This window comes from Herbaspirillum sp. 1173 (assembly GCF_031455335.1).
Lineage (GTDB): Bacteria > Pseudomonadota > Gammaproteobacteria > Burkholderiales > Burkholderiaceae_D > Herbaspirillum > Herbaspirillum huttiense.
In genome coordinates this window covers 1,363,039-1,377,253 of the sequence record NZ_JAVDSP010000001.1, presented here as the reverse complement: position 1 = coordinate 1,377,253, position 14,215 = coordinate 1,363,039, and the positions used below count along the sequence as shown (strand labels likewise).

Here is a 14,215-nt window from a genome sequence, read left to right as displayed (position 1 = left end):
CGGTCTTTTTTCACAAGGAGACTCCATGCACATCGCATCCAACATCATCGGCGGCCAGCTGCGCACGGGCAGCCGCCTGCTCGATTCGCACAATCCCGCCAACGGCCAGGTCATGGGCCGCTTCCCGCACTCCGATGCCATCGAGGTCGCCGCTGCAGTGGCCGCCGCACGCCAGGCGCAGCCCGGCTGGGCAGCCTTGTCACTGGCGCAGCGGCGCGAGCATCTGCAGCGCGTGGCCGATGCCATCGCCGCCAACGCCGAACGGCTGGCCACGCTGGTGACGCTGGAGCAGGGCCGTCCTCTGGGCGGCGTAGGTCCTGACCAGGTGCCGGGCTCGCGCTTCGAACTGTGGGGCTGCGAGGCCTGGACGCGCGCCACGGCCAGCCTGGAACTGGCCCCGGAAGTGGTGTTCGAGGATGAGACCCGGCGCGACGAACTGCATCGCAAGCCCTATGGCGTGATTGCCGCCATCGCACCCTGGAACTGGCCGCTGATGATTTCCATCTGGCAGATCATCCCGGCGCTCTACACCGGCAATACGGTCGTGCTCAAGCCCTCCGAATACACCAGCGTCTGCGGCCTGGAACTGGCGCGCGTGATTGCGGAAGCACTGCCGGCCGGCGTGCTCAATACGGTCAGCGGCGATGGCAGCGTGGGCGCCCTGCTGGCGGAGGATGCGGACGTCAACAAGATCATGTTCACCGGCTCCGGTGCGACCGGCGCGCGCATCGTCGCGGCGGCCGCGCGCAACCTCACCCCGACCACCATGGAACTGGGCGGCAATGATGCGGCCATCGTGCTGGAAGATGCCGATCCCAAGGCGATTGCGCCGGGCCTGTTCTGGGGCGCCTTCCTCAACATGGGCCAGACCTGCGCTTGTGTCAAGCGCCTCTACGTGCCCGATGCGCTGCATGACCAGATCGTGGCCGAGCTCAAGGCCATCATTGCGGCCACGCCCATGGGCGACGGCTTGCAGCCCGGCATCGCCATGGGGCCGGTACAGAATCCCATGCAGTTGAAGAAAGTGGCGGCGCTGGTGGACAGTGCCCGTGAAGAGAGCGCCACCATCGTCTGCGGTGGCGTGCTGCCGGATGGCCCGGGCAATTTCTATCCGCTCACGCTGGTGACCGAGATCCGCGATGGTGCGCGTCTGGTGGACGAGGAGCAGTTCGGGCCGGTGCTGCCCATCATCCGCTACAGCGATCTGGAGCAGGCCATCGCCAATGCCAACCGGCTCGACGTCGGCCTGGGCGCGTCGGTGTGGAGCAGTGATACGCAGCGTGCTGCCGAAGTGGCTACCCGATTGCAGGCCGGGACGGTGTGGGTGAACCAGCACGGCATGGTCCATCCCATGGTGCCCTTTGGCGGCAACAAGCGCTCGGGGTGGGGACTGGAATTCGGGCAGGAGGGATTGAAGGGTGTCACGCAGCCGCAAGTGATCAGTTTGAAAAAATAACCGTACGGTGCTGTATCAAAAAAAGGATATCCGTGGATATCCTTTTTTAATGCCCGAAGCGACATGATGCATGCGCGCCCCAGTGGGAAAGCTTAGCGCGTCACGCTCGCCTCCAGCTTGGCCTGCCCGCCCTTGCCATACGCGATCGGCCGCTCGGCCCGTCCATCCTGCAATTCCAGCGTGGTCAGCGCATCGCGTGCCACAGCCTTGATGCGCCATTGCCGTCCGTCGTCCTCGCTCACCAGCAGCGAACCGGAGAGCGAGCTTGCCATGACCTGATTGCCTTCGCTGCGCAGGGCCGTGATGGAGCCGCTGGTGGGCGAGGCCAATACCTGCCAGTGCTGCCCACCATCCTCGCTGCGCAGCAGCTTGCCGCCCAGACCACCAACGATGATGGCCCCGGAGGCAGTGACCACGCCGCTCCACAGCGAAGCCTTGCTCCCCGTGGCCAGCGCTTCCCAGTGCTGGCCGCCATCGGGCGAGTGATACAGCACGCCTTGCTCGGCCGCGACGAACAGCGCGCCATCGCGGCCGGGGAAGATGTGCAGCAGGTTCAGGTCGCCGCGCTGCTGGCCCGGTGCCGTGGGCAGTTTGACTTGCTGCCAGCTCTTGCCGCCATCGCGCGTATGCAGCAGCAGCGACCACAAGCCGGCCGCCCAGCCCTCATTGGCATTGGCAAACCAGACCGAAAACAGTGGCTGGTCCACGCTGGTGTCGCTGCGCTGCAGGGCCCAGGTCTTGCCGCCATCGGCGGTGTGCAGGATCACGCCACCGTGGCCGGCGGCCCAACCTTGCTCTGCACCGGCGAAACTGACCGAGGTCAGCGTGGTATCGACCGGTACCTTGTCGGCCTGGCGATAGCTGGCACCGCCATCGTCGGAGAGGATGATGTAGCCATAGGCGCCAACGGCCACGATGCGGCTGCCGGCACGGGTCGCGCCCAGCATCATGTTGTGCAGGGCATGCGCATCGGAGCGCGCCGGTGACAGCGTGACCGGCGCGCCGGCCTGCGCCAATGCGCCAGGGGAGACGCCACCGGCCAGCACGGCCAAGGCCAGCGTCACAGAATGTTTGCGGAAATAAATCATGAATCGTCCTTGCGATCGGTAATCAGTGCGCCAGGGCGCTGTTGAGCTTGATGGGCGACTTGCGCGGGAACATCTTCTCCAGCACCACTGCAAAGGCGGGCAGGGCGGTCATCGCCATGACCAGGTTGACCAGGAACATGAAGGCTAGCAGCTTGCCCATGTCGGCCTGGAACTTGAGGTCGGAGAAGGACCAGGTGGCCACGCCAATGGCGAGCGTGATGGCCGTGAAGATGGTGGCGATGCCCACTTCCTGAATCGCGTTGTGCAGCGCCTCTTCAATGGGCAGGCCAGCAGCCAGATGCAGCTGCAGCCGGTTGTAGATGTAGAAGGCATAGTCCACGCCGATGCCCACGGCCAGTACCATCACGGGCAGAGTCGCTACTGTCAGGCCGATCTGCAATTGCTTCATGAAGGCATAGCCGATGAAGGTAGCCACCGTCAGCGGCAGGCAGCAGGCGATGATGGCGCGCCAGTCGCGATAGACCGCAAACACCAGCAGCACGATGGCCCCATAGACGTAGAGCATCATGGGCAGCTCGGATTTTTCCACTTCATCATTGACGGCCGCGATCACGCCCGCGTTGCCTGCGGCCAGGCGGATTTCCAGCCCGGCCAGCTTGTGCTGGTCGCGATAGGCCTTCACGGCCTGGATCACGCCATTGATGGTGGCAGCCTTGTGGTCGGCCAGGAACAGATGGCTGGCCAGCATGTTGCAGTCCTTGGAGAGGAAGCCGCGTACACGCCCGATTTCTACCGCCAGGGCGGCATAGTTGGCGGCATCCAGCGGCACCGTGAACATGGCCGGATTGCCCTCGTTGTAACCCTCGTTATAGATCTTCATCTGGTCGGCGAAGGAGCTCACGGACAGCACGCCCGGTACATGCCGCATGACCGTATCGAACTGATCCTGATAACGCCCGAAGCTGACGTTGTCGCACGAATTGGAAGGCGTCGACAGGATGACCGTCAGCCAGTCCAGCCCGTTGCCGTAGTTGTCCGCGATCCAGCGGGCATCGCGGTTGTAGCGTGCGTCGGCATGCAGTTCCGGTGCGCCCGGCTGCAGCGTGCCGACCAGGCGGTCATGGCTGTACCAGGCCGATCCGGCCAGCACCAGCAGGGTGATGACGACGATACTGCGCGCCACGCGCGGCTGTGCCGAGCGGGACAGCACGGCCAGCCAGCGGCCTCTGGCCTGCTGGGCGCGCATGGCGCTGTCGGCATAGGTCTTGCCGACCTTCAGCAGCGAGGCCGCCAGCGGCAGCATGACCAGGTTGGTGATGATCTTGTAGCCCACGCCGATGGACGCCGTGATGGCCAGCTCGCGCACCATGGGAATCGGGATCATCACCAGCGTGACGAAGGACACCAGCGCCGTCACCAGCGCCAGCACGCCCGGAATGAGCAGGCCCTTGAAACTGGCGCGGGCCGCCGCTTCGCAGGACTGGCCACTGGCAATGCCGCGCACGATGGTATTGATCTGCTGCACGCCATGCGAGACGCCAATGGCAAACACCAGGAAGGGCACCAGCACCGCCAGCGGATCGAGCCCGTAACCGAGCAGGCGCAGCGTGCCGAATTGCCACACCAGCGACACCAGCGAGCAGGCCACCGGCAGCAGCGTGAAGGGCAGCGAGCGGCAATACCAGTAGACCGCGACGGTGGTCAGCAGCAGGGCCATGGCGCAGAATTTGAGCACGCCTTCGGCACCATCGGCCACGTCGCCGATCTGCTTGGCAAAGCCGATGATCTGCACTTCGAAGTCGGCGTTCTCGTATTTCGCGCGCAGGTCGTTGAGCAGTTTGTTGTAGGCCAGATAGTCGACCTTGTCACCCTTGGCATCGAACTCGTTGATCTCGGCCACGATCATGGCGCTGTCCTGGTTGCGCGAGATGAGGGTGCCGACGAAGCCGCCATTGACGGCCGTATTGCGGATCTGTTCGATGGTCTCCGGCGTGAGCGCCGAGGGGATCACGGTGCCGGGGATGACGGGGTCGGCGCGGAAACCCTCTTCGGTGATCTCGTTCACGAAAGTGTTGGGCGTCCACAGCGACTGCACGCCGAGTCGGCTGATATTGGGCAGGAACATGACGGCCTGCGTCATCTCGGACAAACGGGTCAGTCCCTCCCTGGTCCAGATGCTGCCCTTGCGTGCGCGCAGCACGATGTTGAGGCGATTGGCCCCGAGCACGTCATCGCGGTATTGCTTGAAGGTGTCGATGTATTCGTGATGGGTCGGCATCTGTTTTTCAAAGCCGGCGTCCATGCGCAATTGCAGCGCGAAATACGACAGCACGGCGGTGAAGGCCAGCAGCAGGGCCAGGATGGGAATGCGCAGGCGGAACAGGCTGGCTTCGAGTCTATCCAGACTGAACAGGGAAGGGGCGTTGGCCATGGTGCGGTGGTCTCGGGTCGGAGTTCAAAAACGCGGGCCGCCCGCAGGCGGCTTCAAGCAAAACGGGATTGCACGTCAATGCGCCCGGACCGTGGAGGGCCCGGGCGCGCGGCCTCAGAAGTTGCGGCTGATGGTCATGCCATAGAAGCTGCGGTCACGCAGCGGTTGATCGAACACGCTGGCTCCTCCCCAGAATTTGGCGAAGTTCAGCGCCACCTGCCACTTGGCCGGGTTCTGGGTGAAGGTCACGGTGAAGTTGGCCATCTTCGCGCCTTCCATGAAAGTCGCCGTGGCATTGGGCGTGCGGCCCTTGACGGCATGGAAGAAGTAGACATCGGGAATGACCTGCCAGCCAGGGATCACCGAACCGTCGTAGACCCAGCTGAAGTCGAAGTTGTAGCCATACGAAGTCGCGCTGCCCACGCCGGAAGTATTGCCGCCATTGGCCAGTGTATTGCTGGCATTGGCCGTGGTGTCGTAGCCCCAGCCCCACAGGCCCGCAGCCACGGGGATGCCGCCATACGCGCTCTTCAGGTTGGGATACTTGATGGCCACCGCTTCCACCATCAGCGTGGCGGTATCGGCCCCCAGGGTCTTGAGCACGGCACCGTGTTCGCTGGGGGTCAGGCTGAGCATGCCGGTGATGGCCAGCTGGTATTTCTCGGTCTCGATGTAGCACTTGCCATTGGTCTGGCACAGGCCGCCATTGGCGTTCTGCACCGAGCCGTTGAGCGAGACCGCATCCTTGGGCCGATACGACAGTTCCGTGCCGATGGCCCAGTTGCCCAGCGGGAAATTGGCCGAGAGGCCAACCATCTTGCGGTCTTCCAGATAGGAATAGCCCAGGCCGCTGGCGGTATTGGCGGTCGACAGCACGGGCGATTTGTCGTGGTAATTCATCACGTACAGGCCGAAGTTCACATCGGCACCCGGCGGCGTATAGCGCAGGGCCACACCATATTGGCCGGTGGAGCGCGGACGGCCGGTGACCGGCACACCCAGCGCATCGGCGCCGCTGCCCACGGTGGCGGTCGACCAGTAGCTGCCCACGGGCGGGAAGTAATTGCTCTCCCAGCCTTGCTGCACATAGGTTTCCACCGAGAATCCACGGCCAAGGCCGGTGGCGAAGTTGACCATGGGGGCGGGCAGGATGGCTTCCTTCAACTGCGTACCCGGATTGGACAGGCGCATCAGGTCGATGGCATTGGTCTGGTTGATGCCGCCGGCGATGAACAGGCTCTCGCCCCAGTTCACCACCTGATTGCCGACGCGGATGCGGGCGCGTTCCTCGCCCAGGTCGAAGGATTTGCTGACCCACAGGTCCAGCAGGCGCACCTTGGAATGCAATTCATTGGTGGCGTCATCCGACAGCGCGCGGCCGGTGGTATTGGCTCCACTGATGTTGCCGGTGCTGCGAGTGGCCGAGTAATCGCGCAGCCAGCTCACGCGGCCCAGGAATTTCACGTCTTCCGGCATGTTGAGCAAAAGCTCATGGGTGCCTTTGAGATAGGTGGTGAAGCGGTCGCCCCGGTTGTAGTTCAGGTCGCCCTGGTCGTTGAGCGATGACAGTGCATCGGCACAGCCACCCGGCGCACTGGTGCCGGAGGCGGCCGCTGCACTGCCGCCACTGCTGCCGATGATCAGGCCGCAGGATTGCTTGCTGGCGCGCACGCCCACACCCAGCGAGACCGTGGAATCGAAATTGCCGGACACAGTCTCGCCCTCGAAGGTGATGGCCTGTGCCGCGCCGCTGCACAGCGTGGCGGCGGCCAATGCGATGACCCTGGTTTGCAGATGATTTTTCATTGTTGTTCCTCTCCCGTTGCGGATGCCGTCTCAGGACCGCTCAGCGATCGCTGATGGCACGCAGGTTGTCGGCGCTGTAGAAGCTGGCCTTGGCGCGCGGATTGCCCTTGCCGTCGACTTCCCAGGCCATGTCCTTGCCGGTGCCGGCGGCGTGCAGGTCGAACACGTAGCGGCCTTCGGCCAGGTTGTATTGCGCGAAGCCGGCCTGGTCGCAGCTGCCGGTCTCATAGACCGGGATCACGTAGGCTTCACGGTGCTTCCACAGCTTGCCTTGTGCGTCGTAATCATCGGCGGCGACCAGGTTCCAGCTGTCCTCGTCAACATAGAAAGTGCGCTTGGGCGCGAGGTGGCGCACGCCGGCCTTGACCGTGGCTTCCACCACCCAGACGCGGTGCAGCTCGTAGCGGCGGGCGCTTTCGGCGATGGACTCGTCACCGGCCACGTCTTCGAACTTGGCCTTGAAGTCGGTGGCACCGAAGCTGCCATACGGCACGTACATTTCCTTCTTGCCGACCAGCTTCCAGTCGAAGCGGTCGATGGTGCCGTTGAAGACCATGGGCTCATCCAGCGTGTACTGGTTCTCCATGCCGATCTGCGGCGAGTCGTAGGCGTAGGAGGGCATGCGGCGCACGCGGCGCTGGCCGGGGAAATAGTAAAAAGTTTCGCCGCCGGCCTGGTTGAGGAAGGTGGTCAGCGACAAGGCTTGTCCGGCCAGCGCCGTGGGCGAGTTGTAGGCGAAGTAGGTGTAGTACTCCACCGGCGGCAGGGTCGAGAGATTCACGCTGCCCTTGGCGGCCCAGGGGAAGAACATGGTCTGCTGCGACCCGGCCTTGATCCATTCGCTGCTGCCCTTGCGCGGTGAGACGGCGGTGATGGTGGACTTCCATTCCAGGGCCACACCGCGATAGCGCATCTTGCTGTTGTACATGACCTCTTCGCCGCTCTTGGGCACGGGGAAGGGAATGCCCGGCACCACCGCCTCGGCCAGGCTCCAGCCATCGGCACCGAGCTTGGCGCTGGTATTTTTCTTGGTGTTCTCCACCACGAAATCGGGAGCGCTGCAGTAACGGTGGCTGGGGTAGACATCCATCTTGTAACCCTTGATCTGCTTGATCAGGGCGACCTGGCCGGCACTGAGCTTGCTGGCGTACTTGTCGACGTTGGCGGCATCGATGGTCTCGGTTTTCTTCTCGTCCTTGTACTTGAAGAAATCGCGGCGCAGCTTGCCGTAGGACCAGCCGGGCAGGACCACGTTGTCTTCCTTCCAGTCCGGCACGCCGTTGCCGCCGGCTTTCTCGCCGCCCAGCGGCGTGAGGCTGCCGCCGAGGTCGGCGGGCGTGGCGGCCTGCGCGAACGTGGCAGCCAGCGCCAGGGCCATGGCGCTCATGTGGATGACCTTCATTGTTGTTCTCCCTTGTTGTGATGCGGGTGTGCGTTGGCCGGATGCGCTGCCGCGCAGTCCGGATGGCGGACCGCTCCCAAGGCGTGGAGGCCTTTCCTATTGCCACAACCCGTTCGGGCTGGGCCCCATGTCTGACAAAACGCTGACGTACAGGGAAATTGACTCGCTTATGGCGTTGTCCTGAATAGGTGGTTTTTTGGGAGCAGTGGACGAGGGAGAATGTAGAAGGGGCCACCTCGGTACTGTTAGCCGCTTTTAGCAATTTTCGGGAGGAACGCCCGGAGGGGATGGTGCAAAACCAGACGGCCCCGCTGTAATCGGCTTTGAAAAAGGCTTGCAGGGCGAGGCTGAGCGATTTGTCCGGCAGGATGTTGATAGGCGAAGAATGGAGCGGATTATTCCCTTGTCGTTGAATTGACCTGTGACAAAAACAGGATTGTTGCCGGAAACAATATTAATCAACCAACTGGTCGGTTTTATTGTGAGAAAAGCTCGTATTTTGAGGCGGGCTTGCCCGGAGCACGCGCAGATGGTGATGCGTGCTCCGGGTGCAAATGAGAGTGGACGATGGAGGTGGTGGACCAAGACAGGGCAGCTTTGCCAAAAACGGCTAGACCTCTGCCCCAAAATTGCCCAGGACAGCGGCACAGTCCATATTGGTAACGGGTGTTACCAATATGGACTGTGCCGGCAGACTCAGGATTGTGCGGCCGTTTTGATGACCGTTTCCGAAGGCAGGACGCCGAACATCTTCTTGTATTCCGAGGCGAAGCGGCTGGGATGGTTGAAACCGCACAGGGCGGCCAGGTTGCCGATGGTGTCGTGGCCGCGTTCTTCGCCGCTGCGCCGCTTGATTTCGCGATGGGCCGCGTTCAGGCGCAGCGCCTTGAGGTACTGCAGCGGCGAGATGTCGAGCCGTTCCTCGAAACAGTATTGGAGGGTGCGGCGGCTCACGTGGGTGGCGCGGCAGACATCGAGGATGCCGATCTCCTCGCCCGCATGCGTGCGCATGTAGTCGATGGCGTTCTGCACGATGCGTTCGCGGCGCTGGCGCGAGGGCAGGGTCGATTCCAGTTCGTGATGGCCCTGGTTCAGCGAGAGCGCCAGCGCCACGTTGCTGATGGCGGTGGAAGCCAGCGCACGCGGGCTGATCGGCCGCGTGGCCTTGCCCGCTGGCGTGTTGAGGAGATCGAAGGCAACCGAGAAGTAATGGCGCAGCATGCCCGCCGTGGCCGCATCGAGCTGCAGCACGGACAGGTCCAGCCATTTGCGCACGCTGGCTTCATCCTGCTCGTGCAGCTGCGACAGGAACAGCTCGCGCTGCACCGAGATGCCCAGCAATTCGATCGGACCGTTGGTGCGGATGTGGTGTGCCCGGCTGCCATCGAGCACGATCAACTGGTCCTGCGTGAGCGGCCGGCCGTTGAGCAGGTGGCCTTGGGCGCTGGTGTTGCAGATGCCGATGACCATCTGCTCGGGCGGCGGCACGATGCGTTCGTGCAGGGCGGTGTTGGTGGTCTCGCGGATGAAGCAGAACTCGTCGGTCTGCACCATGGCCAGCGCGCCGACAAAACGGCCACTGCCCAGTTGCTGGTACTCCTGCTCCCATCCGGTGAGCGTACTGGCTTGCTGGTCCACATCCGAAAACTGTTCGGCGTGAACGGAAAAATGGTCGGCATGCATGGCGCGGGCTCCTGTTGTTTTGTGTCAGACGATGCAAATTTCGCACCAGCCTGTCAAACATCCGGAAACGGCAAGCAAGAGGCTCATCGACGCCGCAAACCAGGTCTGCGGGCGGCGAGGGGCAGGGTGATTGATTTCCGTCTCCGTTGTCTCGGAGCACCTTCGAGGGTGGCTCTCGGACTTTCATTTTTTTCGCCAATCTACTGAATCACAGGGTAAAGCACAAGGGCGCATTCGTCACATTGGGATTCTGGAGTATTGCGGCGGGCAGAGCATTCGTGGTAACGCGGCGATGTGTCTCAAAAATGAAAATATGCTCGCTTCGTTCTGTACCTAGGTGAAGTTTCGTGCGCGCCGTCCACGGACAGAAATCTTCATATCGTTTCCGCTTGATCTATTTGATCGGCGTTGCATGTCGCATGGGGTGGCGCTTTGCGCGCTGCGTCGCGGAAAAAACTTTCATTTGGCCTGCAAGCCGCATGGGGCGGGGGCCGCCATTTTCAGCGGCATGGCGGTCCTTTGGTGCGATTTACGGGGAAGCTGTGCCGGGGTTGAATTGCCATGGGGCAAAATTGTTTTGTCTTTCAGCAAAAGTGGCCGGGTTGACACCATGTGTCGTCCGCCGACGGAAGCTGCCCTGGGGAGGGCAAGCTTGCAGTGACAACAGAGCAGCGGCATGTCGCCGCGCCGGTCGCTGCGCACCCCGGACCACGAAGGGAGGAAAGACGGACGTTTTGCCCCGCCTCCACGCATTGGCTGCACTCCGCTCAGGGAAAACAACATGAAAACAATAAACGAAAACCGCAAGGATATCCTGCCTGTCATTACGCTGGTGACGCCCGAGAAGCTGCTGGCGCACCTGTCCGGCAAGACGCGGGCGGCAGCGCCAGCGGTTCTCCTTGGCGCTGGGGGCCCGCCCATGGCGAAGAAGGCGGAAGCCGTGGCGTTCAGCCCGGCCGAGTTTGCCGTCAGGGGATCGGACAACGCCGGCCTGCCATTGCGCAGCTTGCTGTGGGCGGCATTTTCCGCGACGAGCACGGGCAGCACTTCCGCGCCGCTTGCTGCGAGCAAGGCTGCGGGCAAGATCCCTGGCCCGATGCCCGGCGAGTCCAGACCGCTGCTGCCGCCGCCTTCATCTCTTGCGTCGGTGGACGTCAGTGAGGCTGTAGCGGCGCATGGGCTGCCCGAGAAGGCGGCGCTCACAGCGGGCGAGATCTCTGTCGCATCTACCCAGACGGCCGGCGCACCGGCCGCCACCGCCGCTGCCACGGCCACTTCCACGCCATCCCTTGCGGCGCTGGTGGCGCTGTCGCCGGCAGCCCCTGCGCCCAGGAACGTGCGGCCCCCGGCCATGTCCCCTGCGGTGCTGGCACCCGCCTGTCCGGTCGCACCGGCCCCGGTGTCGGTGCAGACGGGTCAGCCGGTTCCGGTGTATGTGCCGGTTCTGTTGGATGGCCAGGTGATGCTCTGTCCCATCGATCTCTACTGCCCCGCGCTCATGCCGCTGGCAAGCTTGCCAGCAATCATCACGCGCGGCACCACCACGGCACCTGCCAACGCATCGGTCCCAGTTCCTGCCGCCGCGTCCGCACCGGAGGATTCGTCCAATGCCCCCGCCGTTTATCGCAAGGCGGGCCGCTTCAATCCCGGCAGCTTCCTGCCGCAGCAGGCCTTCAGCGAAGGCCAGGTGAGCGAGGCCGATTCAAGGAATGAGGTGAGCGATCGCAGCTGGCGCATTCTCGATGCGCGCCTGCAAGGCGTGACTGCGGCTCAGCTGGCAGCGCTGGACGGCAACCGGGACGGAGAACTCAGTGGCGCGGAATTGTCCGGCCTCATGGCCTGGTCCGATGCCAACCAGGACGGCATCGGCCAGCCCGGCGAGATCAGCGCGCTGGCCGATGCCCTGCAGCGAGTGCAACGCGATGCACTGCGGGCCACTGATTACGGCATCTTCACTGCCGGCAATGCGCGCTTGCAGGCCAGTGCTCCGGGGGAGAATCCGCCAGTCCCGCCCAGCAACTACCGCACCCTGCGCGACAACGACAACAGCATGTCTTTGCCCGGCGGCGGGGTGATCAATTTCCGGGTCAACCAGTTCAAGATCGTCAGCAGTGCGCCGGGTACTCTCATCGGCACCGATGGTGCCGACCTGCTCAGCGCCGGCAACAACGGACTGGACTACCCGCTGGGCATCGATCCGGCACGGCTGACCACCCTGCTGGCCGGTGACGGCGACGACAAGGTCTTTGGCCGCAACGGGGCCGACATCCTCTGGGCAGGCAATGGCAACGACAGCGTCAACGGCTTCGGCGGCAATGATCGGATCTATGGCGAAGACGGCGATGACCAGCTTTCCGGCGGCGAAGGTGACGATCTCATCGATGGCGGTGCGGGCAATGACAGCATGTTCGGAGGCTGGGGCAATGACAGGCTGCATGGGGGCGATGGCGATGACAGCCTCATGGGCAACGATATCGGCAGCGCGTCCCTGTTCGGATTGACGGTCCTTCCCTCGGACGACGATGTGATCTTCGGCGGAGCGGGCAATGACAGCCTGATGGGCAATGCGGGCAACGACCAGCTCCGGGGCGGCAGCGGCAACGACAAGCTGTATGGCGGCGACGGCAATGACCAGCTCCATGGCGAAGAGGGGGACGACCAACTGACCGGGAGCAATGGTGACGACATCCTCTACGGCGGCGACGGCAATGATTACCTGGTCGGCAGCGACATCCGCGCCAACTGGCTGGAACCATTGCCGGCCAGCGTGGTGGGCAACGACAAACTTCATGGCGGCGCCGGCGACGATACCCTCATCACCGCCGGAGGCGATGACTATCTCGATGGCGGCGCCGGCAACGATCACATGGAAGGCGGCAGCGGCAACGATACCTACGTCGTCAGCAGTCCCGGCGATGTGGTGCTGGAGCGCGACAATGGCGGCTACGATACGGTGCTGGCGGGCAGCAGCTATGCGCTGACCGAGTTCGTGGAAGAACTGCATCTGCTGGAAGGCGGCAACTACAACGCCGGCGGCAATGGCCTGGACAACCTCATCGTGGGCAACAGCCAGGACAACGTCATCGACGGCGTAACTGGTGCCGATACCATGATCGGGGGCAAGGGCAACGACAGCTATTTCATCGACAACCCCGGCGACAAGGTGACGGAACAGGCAGGCGAGGGTATCGATACCGTCTACTCCCGCATCAGCACTACCCTCGGGGAGAACGTCGAGAATCTGGTGCTGCTGGACGCGGGCACACCGCAGCGCGCCAGCATGGACGGCAAGCCGGTGCTGGTCTATGGCGCGCCGCATGACTACCACCTCGACTACGACCAGGGCGGCGATATCGCGGGTTACGACGGCACTTGTGGCGAGGCCAGCATCGCCAACCTGCTGACCATCGCCGGACAGTCCGTCAGCGAGCCCGATGTAGTACGCCGCGCGATCCAGATGGGCTGGTGCACGCCCAAGAATGCCAGCGGCATGGGAGGCGGCACGAATGTCTACGAACGCAGCAAGATTCTGGACAGCTATCACATGGCCCACCAGATGTTCACCAGCTATGAGGAGCAGAAGCTGCTGGATGCCCTGCAGGCAGGCCGAGGTGCCATCATCGGCGTGTGCTCGTCACGGCTGTGGGGGCATGGCGACAACGGCAGCCCGGTACGCAGCGATCACGTGATCACGCTCACCGGTGTGGTTTGCGATGAGGCCACGGGTGTTGCGCAAGGCGTCTACATCACCGATTCCGGCCAGGGCAATGCCAGCGACATGTGCCGTTTCCTGACCATGGAGCAGCTGCGTTACGCGGCCAATGTCGACGGCGCGAATGCGCTCATCACGGTGGCACCGATCAAGATGACCGACGCCAGCCTCAACGGCAGCGGCAATGCGCTGGACAACCAGCTGGTCGGCAATCGCGGCAACAACATCCTCACCGGCGGCCGAGGCGACGATACGCTGGCAGGCCAGGCCGGCAACGACACCTACGTCTTCAGCCGCGGGGATGGCCAGGACCTGGTGGCCGACAACGATGCCACCCAGGGCAACCTGGATACGCTGCAGTTCACCGACATCAGGCAGACCAACCTGTGGTTCCAGCACGTGGGCAATGACTTGCAGATCGACGTGCTGGGCGGACAGGACCAGATCACCGTCAAGGACTGGTACGTCGGCGGTGCAAGCGGCAGCGACAACCACATCGAGCGCATCAGGACCGCCGAGGGCTACACCCTCTACGACAGCGATGTGGAAAAACTGGTGCAGGCCATGGCCAGCTTCGCACCGCCGGCGGCGACCCAGACCGAGTGGCGCAGCGGCCAGTCCAGTGCGGACCAGGTGCTGTTGACCGTGACCCACTGAACACGGACCCACGGTCCGT

The 14,215-nt window shown here is 63.5% G+C and carries 7 protein-coding genes; 2 read left to right on the top strand and 5 right to left on the bottom strand.

What is annotated here, in order from left to right:
- Positions 1-25: 25 nt before the first annotated feature.
- On the top strand, positions 26-1,456 hold the full coding sequence (locus J2X56_RS06145; protein WP_310158929.1) for an aldehyde dehydrogenase family protein: 1,431 nt from the start codon (positions 26-28) through the stop codon (positions 1,454-1,456).
- A gap of 92 nt (positions 1,457-1,548) precedes the next feature.
- On the opposite strand, the gene J2X56_RS06140 is transcribed toward J2X56_RS06145, so the two are convergent.
- The 5 genes from J2X56_RS06140 to J2X56_RS06120 all read right to left on the bottom strand — a co-directional run bounded on the left by J2X56_RS06140 (position 1,549) and on the right by J2X56_RS06120 (position 9,827).
- On the bottom strand, positions 1,549-2,544 hold the full coding sequence (locus J2X56_RS06140) for a YCF48-related protein (RefSeq protein WP_310158926.1): 996 nt from the start codon (positions 2,542-2,544) through the stop codon (positions 1,549-1,551).
- A 22-nt stretch (positions 2,545-2,566) separates the two neighbouring features.
- Positions 2,567-4,936 carry an RND family transporter gene (locus J2X56_RS06135; RefSeq protein ID WP_209566834.1) on the bottom strand — a complete coding sequence of 790 codons (2,370 nt, stop codon included), beginning with the start codon at positions 4,934-4,936 and terminating at the stop codon, positions 2,567-2,569.
- A 114-nt stretch (positions 4,937-5,050) separates the two neighbouring features.
- On the bottom strand, positions 5,051-6,742 hold the full coding sequence (locus J2X56_RS06130; RefSeq protein WP_310158919.1) for a DUF1302 domain-containing protein: 1,692 nt from the start codon (positions 6,740-6,742) through the stop codon (positions 5,051-5,053).
- Positions 6,743-6,782: 40 nt separating this feature from the next.
- Positions 6,783-8,144, bottom strand: coding sequence for a DUF1329 domain-containing protein (locus tag J2X56_RS06125; RefSeq protein ID WP_310158918.1), 1,362 nt, complete (start codon positions 8,142-8,144; stop codon positions 6,783-6,785).
- A gap of 696 nt (positions 8,145-8,840) precedes the next feature.
- A complete protein-coding gene (locus J2X56_RS06120; RefSeq protein WP_134135913.1) occupies positions 8,841-9,827 on the bottom strand; it encodes a helix-turn-helix domain-containing protein in 987 nt (328 codons plus the stop codon).
- A 781-nt stretch (positions 9,828-10,608) separates the two neighbouring features.
- On the opposite strand from J2X56_RS06120, the gene J2X56_RS06115 reads away from it, so the two are divergent.
- Positions 10,609-14,196: a calcium-binding protein gene (locus J2X56_RS06115; protein ID WP_310158915.1), complete on the top strand. Its 3,588-nt coding sequence runs from the start codon at positions 10,609-10,611 to the stop codon at positions 14,194-14,196.
- Positions 14,197-14,215 lie beyond the last annotated feature (19 nt).